Source organism: Leucobacter chinensis, assembly GCF_019049105.1.
GTDB classification, from domain to species: domain Bacteria; phylum Actinomycetota; class Actinomycetes; order Actinomycetales; family Microbacteriaceae; genus Leucobacter_A; species Leucobacter_A chinensis.
In genome coordinates, this window is the sequence record NZ_JAHQZR010000005.1 from 222,219 (window position 1) to 240,289 (window position 18,071).

15 protein-coding genes are annotated in these 18,071 nt (G+C 59.7%); 11 read left to right on the plus strand and 4 right to left on the minus strand.

Features of this window, described 5'->3' with window-relative positions; genetic code table 11:
- Positions 1-39 precede the first annotated feature (39 nt).
- The 4 genes from KTJ78_RS07080 to KTJ78_RS07095 all read right to left on the minus strand — a co-directional run bounded on the left by KTJ78_RS07080 (position 40) and on the right by KTJ78_RS07095 (position 4,026).
- Positions 40-492 (minus strand): MarR family transcriptional regulator, encoded by a 453-nt coding sequence (locus KTJ78_RS07080; protein WP_217133932.1) that lies wholly within the window; start codon positions 490-492, stop codon positions 40-42.
- Between the two features lie 1,252 nt (positions 493-1,744).
- Positions 1,745-2,212 carry a hypothetical protein gene (locus KTJ78_RS07085; protein ID WP_217133933.1) on the minus strand — a complete coding sequence of 156 codons (468 nt, stop codon included), beginning with the start codon at positions 2,210-2,212 and terminating at the stop codon, positions 1,745-1,747.
- 71 nt (positions 2,213-2,283) lie between these two features.
- A complete protein-coding gene (ychF, locus tag KTJ78_RS07090) occupies positions 2,284-3,357 on the minus strand; it encodes a redox-regulated ATPase YchF (RefSeq protein ID WP_217133936.1) in 1,074 nt (357 codons plus the stop codon).
- A gap of 84 nt (positions 3,358-3,441) precedes the next feature.
- Positions 3,442-4,026, minus strand: a complete 585-nt coding sequence (locus KTJ78_RS07095; protein ID WP_217133939.1) for a 3'-5' exonuclease — start codon at positions 4,024-4,026, stop codon at positions 3,442-3,444.
- 97 nt (positions 4,027-4,123) lie between these two features.
- Between KTJ78_RS07095 and KTJ78_RS07100 the strand changes: the two genes are divergently transcribed.
- The 11 genes from KTJ78_RS07100 (at position 4,124) to KTJ78_RS07150 (ending at position 18,009) form a co-directional block, all read left to right on the plus strand.
- Entirely contained in the window at positions 4,124-4,750 is a 627-nt protein-coding gene (locus KTJ78_RS07100; protein ID WP_217133941.1) for a hypothetical protein, read from the plus strand.
- 229 nt (positions 4,751-4,979) lie between these two features.
- Complete coding sequence (locus KTJ78_RS07105) at positions 4,980-6,593, plus strand: peptide ABC transporter substrate-binding protein (protein ID WP_217133943.1); 1,614 nt, start codon at positions 4,980-4,982, stop codon at positions 6,591-6,593.
- Positions 6,594-6,759: 166 nt separating this feature from the next.
- Entirely contained in the window at positions 6,760-7,686 is a 927-nt protein-coding gene (locus KTJ78_RS07110) for an ABC transporter permease (RefSeq protein WP_217133945.1), read from the plus strand.
- Positions 7,679-8,644, plus strand: coding sequence for an ABC transporter permease (locus KTJ78_RS07115; protein ID WP_217133947.1), 966 nt, complete (start codon positions 7,679-7,681; stop codon positions 8,642-8,644). The genes KTJ78_RS07110 and KTJ78_RS07115 overlap by 8 nt, the downstream gene beginning before the upstream one ends.
- Entirely contained in the window at positions 8,641-10,365 is a 1,725-nt protein-coding gene (locus KTJ78_RS07120) for a dipeptide ABC transporter ATP-binding protein (protein WP_217133949.1), read from the plus strand. Before KTJ78_RS07115 ends, KTJ78_RS07120 begins: the two co-directional genes overlap by 4 nt.
- A gap of 309 nt (positions 10,366-10,674) precedes the next feature.
- Complete coding sequence (gene typA / locus KTJ78_RS07125) at positions 10,675-12,579, plus strand: translational GTPase TypA (RefSeq protein ID WP_217133951.1); 1,905 nt, start codon at positions 10,675-10,677, stop codon at positions 12,577-12,579.
- Between the two features lie 321 nt (positions 12,580-12,900).
- A complete protein-coding gene (locus tag KTJ78_RS07130) occupies positions 12,901-13,557 on the plus strand; it encodes a CG0192-related protein (RefSeq protein ID WP_217133953.1) in 657 nt (218 codons plus the stop codon).
- Between the two features lie 107 nt (positions 13,558-13,664).
- The gene (locus KTJ78_RS07135) at positions 13,665-14,681 is read left to right on the plus strand and encodes an agmatine deiminase family protein (protein WP_217133955.1); all 1,017 of its coding nucleotides are present in this window, start codon (positions 13,665-13,667) and stop codon (positions 14,679-14,681) included.
- A 9-nt stretch (positions 14,682-14,690) separates the two neighbouring features.
- Complete coding sequence (argF, locus tag KTJ78_RS07140) at positions 14,691-15,620, plus strand: ornithine carbamoyltransferase (protein ID WP_217133957.1); 930 nt, start codon at positions 14,691-14,693, stop codon at positions 15,618-15,620.
- Positions 15,617-17,041, plus strand: coding sequence for an argininosuccinate lyase (gene argH / locus KTJ78_RS07145; protein WP_217133961.1), 1,425 nt, complete (start codon positions 15,617-15,619; stop codon positions 17,039-17,041). Before argF ends, argH begins: the two co-directional genes overlap by 4 nt.
- A gap of 77 nt (positions 17,042-17,118) precedes the next feature.
- Complete coding sequence (locus KTJ78_RS07150; protein WP_217133963.1) at positions 17,119-18,009, plus strand: FHA domain-containing protein; 891 nt, start codon at positions 17,119-17,121, stop codon at positions 18,007-18,009.
- Positions 18,010-18,071: the final 62 nt, after the last annotated feature.

Below are 18,071 nucleotides of genomic sequence, written 5' to 3' on the forward strand. Positions count from 1 at the left end.
TGGGTGGGAATGAAAATTCTGGTTTGTGGGTGTCGTCGTCTACCGCGTAGTCGTGTGAGCGGTGTCTGCGTCTTCGAGAAGAGTGATGCAGTGCGCTACAGCCTCAGAAACTTCCGCCAAGCGAACCGGCCCGAGATCGTGTTCGAGGCTTTCGTATACGGCGTCGATGAGCGGCCACATTGAGATGACGAACGCGTTGCCCTCTTCAGTCAATGAAACTTTGACTTGGCGCAGATCAGATGCGACGCCCGAACGGGCTACGAAACCTCTCGCTTCGAGGCTGCTGAGTACCCGTGACAAGCTTGGCTTCGCTACAAGCGCTCGCTCAGAGAGCACGGCGAAATCGATTGTGCCTGCTTCATGCACCGCTCGGAGGGTGCGCCACTGAGCATCAGTCATATTGACCGTCGCAAAAACGGCTCGAAAGCGGACCATCATGAGCTCACGCATCCGTAGAAATTGCGTGGGCAGCATGTGCTTCAACTCGTGCATCAGTCTCCTCATTGAGCTCAGAAGTCAAGGTCATTCACTTGTTAATGTGAACCTGTTAACAATATATTCATGCTTGATCCCAGAAAACAAGGGGAATATAGGAATTCATATATCATTTCGGATACTTTTTAAATATATGCATGCAAAGAGGCGAACCCTCATGAAGGAATCATTGGGCTAGCCCAGACGAAAGATATAGTTTTGGACTTTGAGGGCAGCCTGGAGCGGGCAGGAGAAATGGCATAGAGGGTGTGCGTTCGCTGACACCTCACTGCCTGAGACGAAGCGAAAGTTCACGGCAGTAGGGGTACAGCAGCCCGTGATGAGCTGGTGGCGAAGCAAACCGGCCTGCGTTGCGATGTCAACGTCATGAGGGAACGCGCTGTCTTGTGCTCATTCACGATGAAACACAGATCATCAAGCGGCGCGCTTATGAAGTGCGGTCGGCTGTGACGCAGCAAGCGGTTTGGGGTGCGCTACTGCGGGATGCGTATTGGCGTCGGTGCGCTCTGCTGCCGTATTGATGTGCCCGAGATGCGGCCGAATGCACGTGTGACGAGCGGCCTTAGCGCCAAAATACTCGGCGAACCACACGACGCCATCGTCCTACATCGACGCACTGGGCAGGGCAGGGCAGAGCTCTCGCAACTCAATGAGCTGGGTGAGGGCGCGCCTAGACGTTAAGTGCTATCACCAGACGTTGCCGTCAAGCGACTCGTAGGCGCTTCTCATCTCAGGTGACACGTCGGTTCCCAGATTCTCGATCCGTCTCAATGTCGGTGCTCGCCCATTCGTGTGGGCGCTGTATGGTGCCACGGCTTTGACATCGCTCGCCGCAACCTCCCGTGCCAGCAGCAAGTTGAAGGTGCTTGCTTCAAATATTAAGAAGACTGCGGTGTCAAAATCGAAACTCCGAAAAGGGCTGAATTGCCCAGACCGGCCAGCCGATCTACCGCCCATCGCCTTCACTTGAATTCGTCGCCCCTCTGAATCAGTAATATCGTGTGACCGAGTCGAGTTTGGCTCAAGGAATCCCCCACGAGCAGCTAGCACAATTTGCTCAGCGATATCGCCTAAAGGCTTATTGTTCGTTCGTACGAGACTACGACTGCGTAACTCACTCACAACCCCTGCTTCTAGCTGGAGGAGCTCCTTCACGCTTAAGCTCGACAGGTCAGGCAACATCGACTGCTTCTTCCAGAAAGCACGCCCCTAAGTCACCAAGCACTGATGACGCACTTAAACTGCATTGTCAACGCGCCCTGACTTCCTCGAATAAGGCATTCCAGCGCGCTTTAGTGGCTTGCCGCTCGATGAGGAGCTCGTGCAGGAGTTTGGTCACTGACGGCCAACGGTAGGAGTCGTTCTCACAATCATGTCCCTTGGCTCCGCCACCTCGCTCGGCGTACTCGAAGGGCAATTGCCAGGCATCATCACCCGTCATGATGCAGGTTGTCGGAACGTCACCTAGTGGGTCAAGCACGTAGGCGATAATCAGGGGCGTACTTGTGTACTTTCGCCACACGGTGAGTCCCGACGAAGCACCCTTGACTTGAATTGGCACAGCGCCGAAGGGGGCCGTGTGAAAGGCGAGAAGGTCGATACCAAAGTCAGTAGCTGGAGTCGCGGTAATCAGCTCCGTATGTTCAATTACCGAACGTTCGACTGCAAGCACAGCCGCGCGCTCGACACGAGTATCAGTCCACCGATCACTACTCACACTTACCTCCAAAGGTTGATCTGCAGCGGTATGCGCTTAAGCGCATACGCAGCCCCTCCCCCTATTTCGGCCTAGACGTTAAACCGCCACTCGCAAACGTCGCCATCCTGCATGACGTATTCCTTGCCCTCCATGCGGGCCTTGCCCTTGGCGCGAGCCTCGGCGACCGAGCCGGTCTCAAGGAGGTCTTCGAACGAGATGATCTCGCCCTTGATGAAGCCCTTTTCAAAGTCGCCGTGAATGACGCCGGCGGCCTGCGGGGCAGTGGCGCCGACCGGAATGGTCCAGGCGCGGGCCTCTTTGGGGCCAGCAGTCAGGTAGGTCTGCAGGCCGAGCGTCGAGAAGCCGACGCGGGCGAGTTGGTCGAGGCCGCTCTCGGCCTGGCCGACGCTCTCGAGTAGTTCGCGTGCCTCGTCGGGGTCGAGCTCGATGAGCTCGCTCTCGAGCTTCGCATCGAGAAAGATTGCCTTAGCGGGGGCAACCAGTGCGGCCAGCTCGTCGAGGCGACCCTGGTTTTGCAGAATGTCTTCGTCAACGTTGAAGACGTAGAGGAAGGGCTTGCCGGTGAGCAGCCCGAGCTCGCGAATGGGTTCGAGGTCGATGCCGGCGAGCGAGAGCAGTTTGCCCTCGTTGAGCGCGGTGACTGCTGCCTTGGCAGTGTCGACGACGGCGGGGTCGATCTTCTTCGATTTGAGCTCTTTCTCGTAGCGTACGAGAGCCTTCTCGAGGGTCTGCAGATCGGCGAGAATGAGCTCGGTGTTGATCGTCTCCATGTCGCTCGCTGGGTTCACCGAGCCATCGACGTGAATCACATCGGGGTCGCTGAAGCCGCGCACCACCTGCGCGATCGCGTCGGCTTCACGAATGTTCGCGAGAAACTGGTTGCCGAGGCCCTCGCCCTCGCTCGCACCGCGCACGATGCCGGCGATGTCGACGAAGCTGACGGGGGCGGGCAGAATGCGCTCTGAGCCGAAGATCTCGGCGAGCTTGTTGAGCCGCTCGTCTGGCAGGTTCACGACACCGACGTTGGGTTCGATCGTTGCGAACGGGTAGTTAGCCGCGAGAACCTGGTTGCGGGTCAGCGCGTTGAACAGAGTTGATTTGCCGACGTTAGGAAGGCCGACGATACCGATAGTTAGAGCCACGTACGCCATTCTAGGCGACGCGGCTGTGGCGGGGCGTCAGAATCGCGTGAGATGAGCGGCGGATCGCCCCTTTCGCCACCCCCTCTACAGTTTCAGTGGGATCGCCTTCAACGTCGCGACCTTGAGCCCGAGCGTCTTTGCGAGGGTGGTCACGTCTGGCGCCTCGGCCCGCGCTGCAGCGTCGACGATGATGGCGGCACACGCTTCGGCATCGGCGAGTGCGTTGTGGTGCTGAAACTCGGTAAAGCCTGCCTCTGCCGCGGCGAATGGAAGTGAATGAGAGGGAATCTCGTACGTTTTGCGCGAGACCTGCACGCTACACAGATACTTGAATTTGGGCGTCGGTTGCACGGTGACCGAGCAAGAGGCGCGAATGACGCCCATGTCAAAGCCTGCGTTATGTGCCACCACAACATCGCTGCCCACGAAGTTGAGTAGGCGGGGGAGCTGCTCTTCCCAGCGTTCGGCGCCACGCGTCATCTCCTCGCTGACGCCGTGCAGGTGCACGTTGAAGGGCTCGAATGTTGCATGCTGCTCTGGCGGTCTGATGAGCCAGTCTTCGCGTTCGACGACCACGCCATCGCGCACGCGAACGAGGCCTACCTGGCAAGCAGAAGCACTCGAAGAGTTGGCGGTTTCAAAGTCGATGGCAGTGAAGTCTATGGGCACGAAAAGATCATGTCACACGGGTCTGACAGTGAAGTTTTGGAGCGAGAATGCGGCATATTGCAAGGAAACTCGCAGTTTCGCAGGTAGGCTAAGCCACGTGAACGATGAAAATATCTTCAACTTTGAAGAGGTGGAAGAGCGCGAACGTAGCCCTCACCTCATCCCGTGGATTGTGACCGGCGCGGTCGCTATTATTGCGATTCTTGTTTCTCTGATCGTTATGAACCTCGCGGGTGCTCAGGGTGGCGATGACAACACCGACAAGCCAGAGGTGACCGAACCGGTCAAGCCTGAGCCAGTGAAGCCCGATCCGCAGCCAAAGCCTGACCCAAAGCCTGAAGAGCCAGAAGAGCCTGAGGTAGACCCGAACCGTCCTGACGATGCGATTGACACCGCTGACGTTTCGGTTGGCACGACGTTCTCGCTCGATGTCGAGCACGAGGGTTGGCATATGAGCACCGAGGTGCCGAACAAGTTCGGTATGGAGTGGCGGTACAAGCTTGAAGATGGCAACCGGTATCTCGTGCTGCAGTATTCGTCGCTGATCGACTCGCTGCCCGAGTCGTGCTCGGCGCAGCGCGGGCAGTGGGGTCTTGAACGTATGGAAGATGGATCTTTCAAGGCGTACTCGCCCCAGCAGATGTGCACCGAAAACGAGGCGCTCTATACCGAGTTGCTCGGGCTCGTGAGACACATGGAAGAGACGGCTAAGCCGCTCTCGTAAAGCGGGCCAAAACCGCTCAAATATCAGTATTTGAGACGTTTTTCAGGGCGTTCAGTGGAGTTTCAACAACACTGAACGCCCTTTTATTGTGTGCAATCGTTATGACTGCGTTATTGCGGGTACAGGAAGAAGCACAGCGCGAACAGATATGATTTGAATGTTCATACGCCAAGCATCGGGTCGTTATGGCTCCCTTTCGGCGTGCGACGTTTACATAAGGAGAAAGATAGTGAAACGATCACGTATCGGCTTTGGTGTAATCGCCATGGCTGCCGCGGGTGCACTCGTTCTCACCAGTTGCTCATCGAGCAACGAAGGTGACAAAGGCGAAGGCACCGCTACGGGCGGCGGCATTATCTCGGTGAACATCACCGAGCCACAAAAAGGTTTGATTCCTGCTGATACCACCGAGGTTGGTGGCGGCAAGGTTGTTGACGCTCTGTGGGAAGGCCTCGTGTACTACGATGCCGACGGCCAGACCCAGATGGGTGTAGCCGAGTCAATCGAGCTCAACGATGATGGACTGTGGGAAGTGAAGCTTCGCGACGACGCGGTGTTCTCTGACGGCACTCCTGTTCTCGCGAAGAACTTCGTTGATGCCTGGAACTACGCGGCAAACCCTGCAAACGTTCTCGGTAACCAGACCTTCTTTGCCGACATTGCTGGCTTCAGCGAGGCAGACGACAAGGAAGCGATGGAAGGCCTCGTCGTCGTTGACGACCACACCTTCACCATCGACGCAACGCCTGACTTCGCAGACCGTCTCGGCTACTCGGCGTACTACCCGCTGCCTGATGTCGCCTTCGAAGACATGGATGCATTTGGGCAGAACCCCATCGGCAACGGTCTCTACAAGCTCGATGGCGATAACGCTTGGAAGCACGATGTCGAGCTCAACCTCGTCAAGAACGATACCTACGTTGGCCCCCGTGAGGTTGCAAACGACGGTCTGCACATGAAGGTCTACGCATCACTCGATGCCGCGTACACCGATCTTGAGGCAGGGAACCTTGACGTGCTCGACCAGATTCCTGACACGGCATTCGACGTGTTCCAGGACACGCTCGGTGACCGTGCGGTCTTCCAGGGTGGCGCACTGCTCACCACGCTGACCATCTCAGAGAACCTTGAGCACTTCAAGGGCGAAGAGGGCAAGCTGCGTCGTGCGGCTCTCTCAATGGCCATTGACCGTGACGAGCTCATCGACGTGATCTTCAACGGCACGAACATCCCTGCAACTGACTTCACGTCACCCGTTGTTGACGGTTACACCGACAAGCTCAAGGGCGCAGAGAAGCTCAAGTTCAACGCTGACGAGGCCAAGAAGCTCTGGGCCGAGGCAGACGAGATCAGCCCCTTCGAGGGCAGCATCGAAGTTGCAACCAACTCAGACGGCCCACACCAGGTGTGGATCGAGGCAGTTGCGAACCAGTGGAACCAGAACCTCGGTGTTGAATCAGCTCCGAAGCTTTACCCAACGTTCCCCGCGTTCCTCGATGACCGCGAGCAGGACGTCGTTGGTGGCCCCTTCCGTGCGGGCTGGCAGGGCGACTACCCGGGTGCATACAACTACCTGTACCCGCTCTACGCAACCGGTTCAAGCTCGAACCACGGTTTCTACGCAAACCCCGAGTTTGACAAGCTTCTCAAGGAAGGCGTCGAGGCAACCGATCACGAAGAGACCGTGAAGAAGTTCCACGAGGCTCAGGAAATCCTTCTTGAAGATCTCCCATCGATTCCTCTCTGGTACCAGGGCACCACTGGTGGCTGGAGCGAGTCGGTTGACAACGTGACGTTCGGCTGGAACTCAGTGCCGATCTTCAACGAGATCACCAAGAAATAGCACAGCGACAAGAGGCCCTGGGCTTACAGTCCAGGGCCTCTTGCTTGTCTACGTGTAACCCGTTCACGCAATGACGCTTTAACGGTTTCAGACACAGGGCTTGAGAGCCTGAACGATTTTGCGAGAGAATACGCTTCATGCAAGAAAACAATAGGGAGATCTCACAATGCTGAGATACATCATCTTCCGAGTGCTGCAGGTCATCCCTGTTCTACTGGGCACAACGTTTCTGATCTACTTTATGGTCTTTGCGATGCCGGGCGATCCGGTGGCGGCCATGTTCGGCGAAAAAGTTCCGAGCGACGCGGTCATTGAACGGCTCAGGGAACAATACAACCTTGATAAGCCATTCTTGGTGCAATACTTGCTCTACTTGAAGGGCATTTTTGTTGGCGACTTTGGTATCAGCTTCTCAGGCGAGCCGGTCACGCAGATTCTTGGCCGCACCTTCCCGGTTACCATCAAGCTCTCGCTCATGGCAATCGCAATCGAACTCGTCATCGCGATTATCGTGGGTCTCTTCTCGGGGCTTCGCAAGGGCAAGTTCTTTGACAACATTAACCTGATCATCGCCCTGCTCTTCATGAGCATTCCGATCTTCGTGATCGCCTTCATCGCACAGTACGGTCTTGGCATTCAGCTTGGCTGGTTTAAGCCGACGGTCAGCGGCGGTGCCCCGATTCAAGAATTGCTCCTGCCAGCAATTGTGCTTGGCGTGAGCCTGTACGCGACGAGCATGCGCCTCACGCGCGCTTCGGTCATTGACACCCTGAACCAGGACTTTGTGCGTACCGCATACGCAAAGGGTCTCTCACGCAACCGCGTCGTTCCCGTGCACGTCCTGCGCAACTCGCTCATCCCGACCATCACCAACACCGCGACCGACTTCGGCACGCTCATGGTTGGCGCGACGGTGACCGAGGGTATCTTTAACGTTCCCGGTGTCGGTAACGTGCTCTTCCAAGCCATTCTCAAGGGCGAAAACTCAACGGTCGTTTCATTCGTGACCGTCATGGTGTTGATTTACCTTGGCGTCAACCTCGTTGTTGACCTGCTGTACGCCCTGCTCGACCCGAGGATCAGGTATGCATAACCCAAACGCACAGCCCGAACGCCCTCCGATTGAGCACTTTGTTGCTCCGATCGAAGAAACTCCAATCGCCTCAGTCGATGCGGTGAAGGTTTCATCACGCAAGTCGAGCCTGTGGCGAGACGCGTGGCGCGATATGCGCTCGCGCCCCATGTTCTGGATTTCGGCGGCAGTGATTCTGCTGGTGGTCATTGTGTCGCTCTTCCCGACGCTCTTTACTCAGCTCAACCCCCGCGACTGTGTGCTCGCGAGCTCGAACGCGGCTCCCTCAGCGGGGCACCCGCTCGGCTTTAACAAGCAGGGTTGCGACGTGTACACACGCATCATTCACGGCACCTCAACCTCGGTCAGCGTTGGCCTGATCGTGATTCTTATCACGTTCGTTGTTGGCACGATCATGGGAGCCGTCGCAGGTTTCTTCGGCGGCAAGATCGACACCGTGCTCTCGCGCCTCGGTGATATCTTTTTCTCGATTCCCTACATCCTCGCGGCTGTCGTCGTGATGAGCGTGCTCTCGCAGCACCGTAACCCGTTTGTGATTGCCTTGGCGATCGGTGGATTCTCGTGGCCGATTACGGCACGAATCGTGCGAAGCGAAATTCTTCGGGTGAAGAACGCTGACTTCGTCATGGCCGCTGAATCAGTCGGCCTCACCCGTGCCGAAACCCTGTGGCGCCACGTTCTACCGAACGCGATCGCTCCTGCGATCGTCGTTACGACGTTGTCGCTCTCAAGCGCGATCGTTGCAGAAGCAACGCTCTCGTTCTTGGGCGTTGGTTTGCCTCCCGGCGATTTCATCAGCTGGGGCAATGACATTAGTTCTGCTCAGCTATCGCTTCGCACTGACCCGATGCCGCTGATTTACCCCTCGCTCGCGCTGACCGTGACCGTGCTTGGCTTCGTGCTGCTCGGCGAGGTTGTTCGCGACGCACTTGATCCGAAGGCGAGGGCGCGGCGATGACCGAGGAACGCACCACACCCATGATGCAGCCATTGCTATCTGTTCGTGACCTACGGGTCGCGTTCACCACTGACAAGGTCGAAAAAGAGGTCGTTCACGGCGTCAACTTCGACGTGTTTCCGGGCGAAACGGTCGCGATCGTTGGCGAGTCGGGGTCGGGCAAGTCGACCACGATGCACGCCGTTATCAACCTCCTTCCTGGCACCGGTAAAATCACCGGCGGTTCGGTGAAGTGGCGCGATCGAGAACTCGTTGGCGTCGGCCGTCGTGACATGGAGCGTCTGAGGGGCCGAGAGATCGGCCTCGTTCCACAGGACCCAATGTCGAACTTGAACCCGGTCTGGTCTATTGGCTTCCAGATCGAAGAGGCTATTCGCGCTAACGGCGTCGCTAAGGGGCGCAAGGCCGTGAAAGAGCGTGCTGTAGAGGTGCTCAAGCAGGCCGGCCTTGCCGATGCTGAGCGCCGCATGAAGCAGTACCCGCATCAGTTCTCTGGCGGTATGAAGCAGCGTGCCCTCATCGGCATTGGGCTTTCTGCCGAGCCCGACCTGCTCATCGCCGATGAGCCGACGTCGGCGCTCGATGTGACGGTGCAGAAGGTCGTGCTCGACCACCTGCAAACCCTTACCGACGAGTCAGGCACGGCCCTCGTGTTCATTACGCACGACCTCGGCCTCGCCGCCGAACGCGCCGAGAAACTCATCGTGATGTACCAGGGCAACATTGTTGAGTCGGGGCCAAGCCGTGAGATTTTGCAGCGCCCTCAGCACCCGTACACGAAGCGTCTCGTCGCCGCGGCCCCGAGCATCGCCTCACGCCGCATCGAGGCTTCGGCTGACCCGGTCACCCAGACCACCGATGTGGTCGATGTGACGCAACTCGCTGAACTGGGCGACGAGCGCCGCATCAATTACGGCGAAGAGGTTGTCAAGGTCGAGGGGCTCAGCAAGGTCTACAAGCTGCGCAAGGGCAACTTCGGCACCGAAGATCTGCACGCCGTGAGCGATGCCAACTTCGTCATTCACCGTGGCGAGACCATGGCCCTTGTTGGCGAGTCGGGCTCGGGTAAGTCGACCATCGCCAAGATGGTGCTGCAACTCGAGAAGCCAACAGCCGGAACCATCACGATCGATGGCCAGGACACCTCAAAGCTCAACAGCTCAGAGCTGTTTGCGCTGCGTCGCAAGCTGCAGCCGGTCTTCCAAGATCCGTATGGCTCGCTCGATCCGCTGCATAACATCGGCAACACCATCATGGAGCCACTCAACGTGCACAAGGTTGGCGACCCTGCGAGCCGCAAACGCCGCGTGCTCGAACTGCTCGACCAGGTATCACTGCCGCGTGAACTCGCGACTCGCTACCCCAACGAGCTTTCGGGCGGCCAGCGTCAGCGCGTCGCAGTTGCTCGTGGCCTCGCGTTGAAGCCCGACATTCTCGTGCTCGACGAGGCAGTCTCGGCGCTTGACGTTCTCGTGCAGGCGCAGATTCTTGACCTGCTCGCCGAACTGCAGCGTGATCTGGGGCTGACCTACCTGTTCATCACCCACGACCTCGCGGTCGTTCGCCTCATCGCAGACCGCGTGTGCGTGATGCGTCAGGGCGAGATTATCGAGCAGTCGACGACCACTGAGGTCTTTGACAACGCGCGAGAAGAGTACACAAAGAACCTGCTCGCGGCCATTCCTGGCGCGAACATCGAACTCGGCTTGACCGACCGCTAGTCATTCGACCGCGAAGCGCCCCCTCGTTACCGTGCCACGTTTCGGCCGGCGAGGGGGCGTTCTGCATGTTGCCGAGGTTGCTCGCCCGGTTCTCGTCAGCTGCCCGAGCGTCTCTGCGTCACTTCGCAGCCCAGCTCGGAAGCCTACTCACGATCAGCGCACCGGGCCCGACGACCGGTGCGGGCGACCTGCGCGGGCGTGATCCGCAACGAAAATAGCGGAAAGCCCCCGATTTTCAGCCAATTCCGATAAGATAGCTCGTCGGCCATCTGTCGGCCACGATCATTACCATCCTGTAAGGAACCACACATGGCGCTCGCCACCCGCGAAGATCTTCGCAACGTAGCAATCGTTGCGCACGTTGACCACGGCAAGACCACTCTTGTCAATGCAATGCTGACGCAAACTAACTCTTTCGACGCACACGAGCAGGTCGACGATCGTGTGATGGACTCTGGCGACCTTGAACGCGAGAAGGGCATCACCATTCTCGCGAAGAACACCGCCATCTCGTACGAGGGCGAGCACGCCCAGAACGGCCCGATCACGATTAACGTCGTTGACACCCCGGGCCACGCCGACTTCGGTGGCGAGGTTGAGCGCGCGCTCTCGATGGTTGACGGCGTTGTACTGCTCGTTGACTCGGCCGAGGGTCCGCTGCCACAGACCCGCTTCGTGTTGCGCAAGGCTCTCGAGGCAAAGCTGCCCGTGATTCTCGCCGTCAACAAGACCGACCGTGCCGACGCACGCATCGAAGAGGTCGAGGGTGAGGCGCAGGACTTGCTGCTCGGTCTCGCATCAGACCTCAGCGAAGACAACCCAGACATCGACATCGACGCCGTGCTCGACGTGCCGACCGTGTACCTCTCGGGCCGTGCTGGCGCCGCGAGCCACAACCGCCCCGCAAACGGTGAGCTGCCCGACAACGAGAACCTCGAGGCGCTCTTCCAGACGATTCTCGACCGTGTTCCGGCCCCGCAGTACGACGATGAGTTCCCACTGCAGGCGCACGTGACGAACCTCGACTCGTCACCGTTCCTCGGCCGTATCGCGCTGCTTCGCGTGCACCACGGCGAGATCCACAAGGGCGAGACCGTCGCGTGGGTCAAGCAGGATGGCAGCGTGCAGCAGGTGCGCATCACCGAGCTCATGCTCACGAAGGCGCTCACCCGCTTCCCAGCCGAGGTCGCAGGCCCCGGCGACATCGTTGCGATCGCTGGCATCGAAGACATCACGATTGGCGAGACGATTGCCGACGCCGAAGACGTGCGCCCGCTCCCGTCGATCGAGATCGACGACCCGGCCATCTCGATGACCATCGGTGCGAACACCTCGCCGCTCGTCGGCAAAGTCAAGGGCCACAAGCTCACCGCCCGCATGATCAAGGATCGCCTCGACCGCGAGCTCATCGGTAACGTCTCGCTCAAGGTGCTCAACACCGACCGTCCTGACGCTTGGGAGGTGCAGGGCCGCGGCGAGCTCGCCCTGTCGATCCTCGTCGAGAACATGCGTCGCGAGGGCTTCGAGCTCACCGTCGGCAAGCCGCAGGTTGTGACCCGCGAGGTTGACGGCAAGACGCAGGAGCCATACGAGCACCTCACGATCGACACCCCCGAAGAGCACCTCGGCGCGATCACGCAGCTGCTTGCCGTGCGCAAGGGCCGTCTCGAGAACATGGTCAACAACGGCACCGGCTGGGTGCGCCTTGAGTTCATCGTTCCGGCGCGTGGCCTCATTGGTTTCCGCTCGGAGTTCATGACGACCACCCGCGGCAACGGTATCGCCAACGCGATTTCGCAGGGCTATGGCGAGTGGGCCGGCGCGATCAACACGCGTGCCCACGGCTCGATCGTTGCAGACCGTAACGGTGTTGTCACCCCGTTTGCGATGATCAACCTGCAGGAGCGCATGTCGTTCTTCGTGCAGCCTACGCAAGAGGTGTACGAGGGCATGGTCATTGGCGAGAACTCACGTTCAGAAGACATGGACGTGAACATCACCAAAGAGAAGAAGCTCACGAACATGCGTGCCGCAAGCTCAGACACCTTCGAGGCGCTCACCCCGCCGCGCGAGCTTACGCTCGAAGAGAGCCTCGAGTTCGCGAACTCTGACGAGTGCGTCGAGGTGACCCCGGAGGTCGTGCGTATTCGCAAGGTCGAGCTCGACTCGAACGCCCGCGCGCGTTCGGCATCGCGCCAGAAGAACCAGAAGTAGCGTTCGTTGTGGGGCGGATCGCGCCCCGCAACGAGTAACGCCCGCCATCTCGCGGGCCGAGAGACCGGTTGCCCCTGTTGGGGTGCCGGTCTCTTTGCGTTTGGGTGCCGTGTTGCGCGCCCGGGGCTGGGGCTTGCCTTCGGGGCAGGGGCTTAGGCTTGCCTTCGGGTGTCAGCGCCTCGGGCGTGGCGAGGGGGCTCGTGCACATAGTTTTGCGGTCTACTTGACGAAAAGCAGGGTGTTTTCGGCAGAACACCCTGCTTTTCGTCAAGCCACGGCCGGTTCTTGCCGAGTGTCAGTGGCCTCTCGTATGATCGGGGCATGGCACTCATTTATGAGACATGGATGTCTCCCACCAAACTCGAAATTCTCGCCTCCTGGTTGCCAAAGCAACCCTGGTTTGAGGGCGATGCATCGCAGTTGCGAGCTGTTGGCGCTTACCGTTTCGATGACCCCGAGGGTGAGGTGGGCGTCGAGGGCCACCTCGTGACGGCGGGTGACGAGACCGTGTACCACGTTCCCGTCACCTACCGAGGTGCACCGCTTGCTGAGGGCGAAGCGTTTCTTATGAGCACGACCGAGCATGGCGTGCACGGCACCCGTTGGGTGTACGACGCGATGGGCGACCCGGTGTACCGGCATGTGCTCGCCGTTGCGATCGCGCAGGGCGGTACCGAGGCGAACGAGCAGACTGCGCTCGAGGGTGGGGGCAGCGAACCGCGCCAGGTGACGACCCACGTGCGTGGCTCGGGTGAGCCAGGAGCGGTCGTGCCCGACTTCTCAGGTGGGCAGGTTACGAGTGAAGACGGGATCAGTTACGCGCAAACGCCGTTTGCGGCGCTCGCGGTGAAGCGCGTGGCGACGCGAGCTGGTAGTGGCCCCGAAGGTGCGGAGGTGCTCACTGTAACCTGGCCCGGGCATGAAACCCCCGAAGTGCTCGCAATCATGCACGTTGGAGCTCGCGACCTCGACGAGTAGTCCGGGCAGCTGAGCGCCACACCCGGAGCTCTGCGATTTGGCCGACCGGGTGTTGTTAGAGTGCCACAAGACCATCCGAACCACCGACACACTGTTAGGACCGAACCATGAGTTGGATCATGCCGTCAGAAACCGCACGTCACGAGCGCACCTACCTTGCGTTCCCGGCAGCTGGCCCTACTCTTGGCGAGACCGATGCAGAAAAAGAAGAGTGCTACAGGGCGTGGTCTGAGGTAGCGCTCAAGGTCGCCGAGTTCGAGCCGGTGACGGTTCTTGTCGATCCGACCGAGATTCAGCGTGCCAAGAACATGCTCGGCAGCGACGTCGACCACCTTGTGGCACCGGTCGATGAGTTTTGGGTGCGTGACCATGGGCCGAGCTTTGTCGTCGATGAAGGCCGGTTGGGCGCCGTCTCATGGACCTTCAATGGCTGGGGCGCGAACGACTGGGCCGAGTGGGAGAAATCGTCGCAGCACGGGCGCATCATTGCCGAGTACGCCGGAGCCGAGCTCATCACCTCAAGCATGGTCAACGAGGGCGGCGGCATTCACGTTGATGGCCTGGGCACGGTCCTGCTCACTGAGACGGTCCAGCTTGATGCACGCCGCAACCCCGGAGCGACGAAAGCGCAGGTTGAGGCCGAGCTGAAGCGCACGATCGGAGCGAGCAACTTCGTGTGGGTTCCGCGGGGGCTCGCCGCCGACTACGAAGAGTTCGGCACGAACGGGCACATCGATATCATCGCGACCATTGCCGCCCCCGGCACGGTGCTCATGCACACCCAAGCGAATGAGAATCACCCAGACTTTGCAGTGGTCCCGCTCATTCGTGAGGCGTTGGCGGCCGCCCACGACGCCGATGGGCGTGCGTTCGAAATTATCGAGGTGCCTGGTCCTGAGACAGTGCGCTCTGGAGGCGAGCTTGTCGACTGGAGCTACATTAACCATCTCGTGGTCAATGACGGAGTGATTGCGTGCCGATTCGGCGATACCTACGCTGATGACCGTGCGCGCGACATTCTTGGTTCGGCATACGGCCGTGAGGTTGTGAGCATCGACGCGCGCCCGCTCTTTGCCCGCGGCGGGGGCGTGCACTGCATTACCCAGCAGCAGCCCGCGCTGTAGACTGGGGGAATGATTCGCCATTTTCTTCGCGACGACGACCTGAGCCCCAGCGAGCAGCGTGAGGTACTTGATCTTGCGCTAGAGCTGAAAGCAGCACCTTACTCACGAAGGCCCCTTGAGGGCCCGCAGTCGGTTGCAGTCATCTTTGACAAGACCTCAACGCGCACACGGTTCAGCTTTGCCGCCGGTGTCGCAGAGCTCGGTGGCAACCCGATCATCGTGAACCCCGGCGAGGCGCAGCTCGGCATCAAAGAGAGCGTCGCCGACTCGGCGAAGGTGCTCTCACGCATGGTCTCGGCCGTGGTGTGGCGTACGTTTGCGCACTCGGGGGTTGAAGAGATGGCGGCAAACGCGACCGTTCCCGTGATCAACTCACTCACCGACGATTTTCACCCCTGCCAGATTCTTGCTGATCTGCAAACGATTCGCGAGGCGAAGGGCGACCTTGCAGGCCTCACCGCGACCTACGTGGGCGACGCCGCGAACAACATGGGGCACTCGTACCTGCTCGGCTTTGCGACAGCAGGTATGCATATTCGCGTTGCAGGCCCCGAGGGTTACCACCCCCGTGCCGACATCGTGGCCGATGCTGAGCGCATTGCTGCCGAGACCGGCGGCAGCGTGACGGTCACAACCGACCCGATCGCGGCGACCGCTGGGAGCGACGTTGTCATCACCGACACCTGGGTGTCGATGGGGCAGGAAGATGAGGCGAAAGCCCGCATCGAGCTCTTCGGTGCATACCGCGTGACCCCCGAACTCATGGCGCACGCCGATGAAGCAGCAATCTTTATGCACTGCCTGCCCGCCTACCGCGAGTACGAGGTGGCCCCGGAGGTCATCGACGGCCCGCAGAGTGTGGTGTGGCAGGAAGCCGAGAATCGCGTTCACGCGCAAAAAGCACTCATGACCTGGCTCTTGGAGGAATCGAAAAAATGACCGAGCAGAACAACCGCGCAGGCGAAGCAGGAGCCCTCTGGGGTGGGCGATTTGCGTCGGGCCCGTCGCCCGAATTGCAGGTTATTAGCAAGTCGACCCAATTTGATTGGATTCTGGCGCCATATGACATTGCCGGTTCCAAAGCCCATGCGACGGCACTTGCCCACGCCGGCTATCTCTCGCCAGAAGAGCTCACTGAAATGCACGCAGCGCTTGACGAACTGCTCGCTCGCGTCGCTGACGGCCGCTTCGTTGCTGCCGATGATGACGAAGACGTACACTCGGCGCTTGAGCGCGGGCTCATCGACATCGCGGGCGGTAATCTCGGCGGCAAGCTGAGAGCCGGGCGCAGCCGCAACGACCAAATTGCGACGCTCGTGCGGCTGTACCTGCTCGATCACTCGGCGGTGATCCGCGAGGGGATTATTCACGTCATCGAGGCGTTGCTCGATCAGGCGCTCGCTCACCCCGAGGCGATTTTGCCGGGGCGCACGCACCTGCAGCATGCCCAGCCGGTATTGCTCGCGCACCAGCTTGCGGCTCACGCGTGGCCACTCGTGCGTGACCTTGAGCGACTGCGCGATTGGGAGGCCCGCGCGCGCTTCTCGCCCTATGGCGGGGGAGCGCTTGCTGGGTCTTCGCTGGGACTCGACCCGCGACTTGTTGCGAGGGAATTGGGGCTCGGCGATCCGCTGGAAAACTCGATCGACGGCACCGCGGCTCGCGACGTGGTCGCTGAGTTCGCCTTTATCGCGGCACAGATCGGTATCGACCTCTCACGGTTCTCAGAAGAAATTATTCTCTGGAACACCAAGGAGTTTGGCTTTGTGCGCCTGCACGATGGCTACTCGACTGGCTCATCGATCATGCCGCAGAAGAAAAACCCCGACATCGCTGAGCTCGCGCGCGGCAAGTCGGGTCGCCTGATCGGTAACCTGACGGGGCTGCTCGCGACCCTGAAAGCGATGCCACTCGCGTACAACCGTGACCTGCAGGAAGACAAAGAGCCGGTGTTTGACTCGGTTCACCAGCTCGAAATGGTGCTGCCGGCCTTTGCTGGAATGGTCGCGACGATGACCTTTGACACTGGGCGCATGGCCGAGCTTGCGCCGCAGGGCTTCTCGCTCGCAACCGACGTGGCCGAGTGGCTCGTGAAGCAGGGCGTGATTTTCCGCGATGCTCATGAGATCTCTGGCGAACTCGTTCGGTACTGCGAAGAGCGTGGTCTTGAACTGCACGAGCCCGATGACGAGGCGCTCGCGAGCGTCTCACCGCACTTGAATGCCGGGGTACGAGAGGTACTCACGATCGAGGGGTCAGTGAACTCTCGAGTCGGCATGGGCGGCACCGCCCGGGTGCGGGTAGACGAGCAGCTCGCAAGGCTTGCCGAACGAATCGGTGAGTTTCGCATGACGAAATAATCACTGAAATCAGGGATTCCAGTCGGTCAGGGAGTCGCGCTAGACTGCGAATCATTCAGACTACAGATGGGGGTCTTGTGCTGACGTATGCCGTGCATGGGCAAGGCTCTGCGCTCGTTACTGAGCGTCTGATCTTGCTCGCTGACGTTCCTCTCGATGAAGCGTCAGAGCTTTGGTCCAGTGTTCGTGAGTACGACGCCTCGTTTGAGAGCGTGCTGTCGGCGCTCGCAGGGCGAGGCATCGGTCAGCTACGTGACTTCGCCCTGTTGGAGTTCGTCCCTGGGGCTCAGGGGGCTGTCTCGACTGCTCTTCGCGGGAGGGCCACGATTGAGCTTGATGGCGATACCTATTCGGGCGAGGGCGTGACCACCTGGAGTGAAGCGAGCGCCGATCGGGTGACCTGTGTAACGCTGCGGCTTGATGAGGCGCCTCGGGATACCCCGTCGCTGCCGCTCAACCGCGGTGTGGTACAAACGAGCGAGCTTGTATGGGGGCATGAACCGCTCGAACAGTTTTCGCTCACCAACACGAGTGAAACCGATCGTTCGGCGCTGTTTCGCAATGCGCCTGCGCTGCGGGCTATGACCGAGACAAACCCCGAAGAGCAGACAATTGTGCGGCGAACCGTGCCGCAATGGATGCTGCGCTTTTCGAGCGGCAAAGTCGTGGGTATCGGTGACCGGGTGGTCATCGGGCGAAGGCCAACCCCAATCGTCGATAACGGCGAAAAACTTGAGACGCTCTTGTCGCCACAACGCGAGGTGTCAGCAAATCATGCCGTGCTGCGCGGGCTTGAAGATGGCGTTGAGATCATTGATCTCGGGTCGAAGAATGGCACTGTGGTGCAGCCCGAAGGTAGCGAAATTGCACTCTTGAGAGGCGGATCAAGCACCGTGCTTCGAGCGGGTGACACCGTTGACTTTGGTGACGGCAATGTTGCCGAGTGCGTTCGCGCTTCTCACCCGTGACACTGGTTGCCCAGCGAAAGACCCAGCATGATCGGTAGAATTACAGCGAATTCGTAGCCGAT

Excerpts from the sequence above, each read along its gene's own strand:
- KTJ78_RS07135 (WP_217133955.1), top strand. The coding sequence starts at position 13,665 with ATGAGTTGGATCATGCCGTCAGAAACCGCACGTCACGAGCGCACCTAC.
- KTJ78_RS07130 (WP_217133953.1), top strand. The coding sequence starts at position 12,901 with ATGGCACTCATTTATGAGACATGGATGTCTCCCACCAAACTCGAAATT.
- argF (WP_217133957.1), top strand. The coding sequence starts at position 14,691 with ATGATTCGCCATTTTCTTCGCGACGACGACCTGAGCCCCAGCGAGCAG.
- KTJ78_RS07120 (WP_217133949.1), top strand. The coding sequence starts at position 8,641 with ATGACCGAGGAACGCACCACACCCATGATGCAGCCATTGCTATCTGTT.
- KTJ78_RS07110 (WP_217133945.1), top strand. The coding sequence starts at position 6,760 with ATGCTGAGATACATCATCTTCCGAGTGCTGCAGGTCATCCCTGTTCTA.
- KTJ78_RS07080 (WP_217133932.1), bottom strand. The coding sequence starts at position 492 with ATGCACGAGTTGAAGCACATGCTGCCCACGCAATTTCTACGGATGCGT.
- argH (WP_217133961.1), top strand. The coding sequence starts at position 15,617 with ATGACCGAGCAGAACAACCGCGCAGGCGAAGCAGGAGCCCTCTGGGGT.
- typA (WP_217133951.1), top strand. The coding sequence starts at position 10,675 with ATGGCGCTCGCCACCCGCGAAGATCTTCGCAACGTAGCAATCGTTGCG.
- KTJ78_RS07115 (WP_217133947.1), top strand. The coding sequence starts at position 7,679 with ATGCATAACCCAAACGCACAGCCCGAACGCCCTCCGATTGAGCACTTT.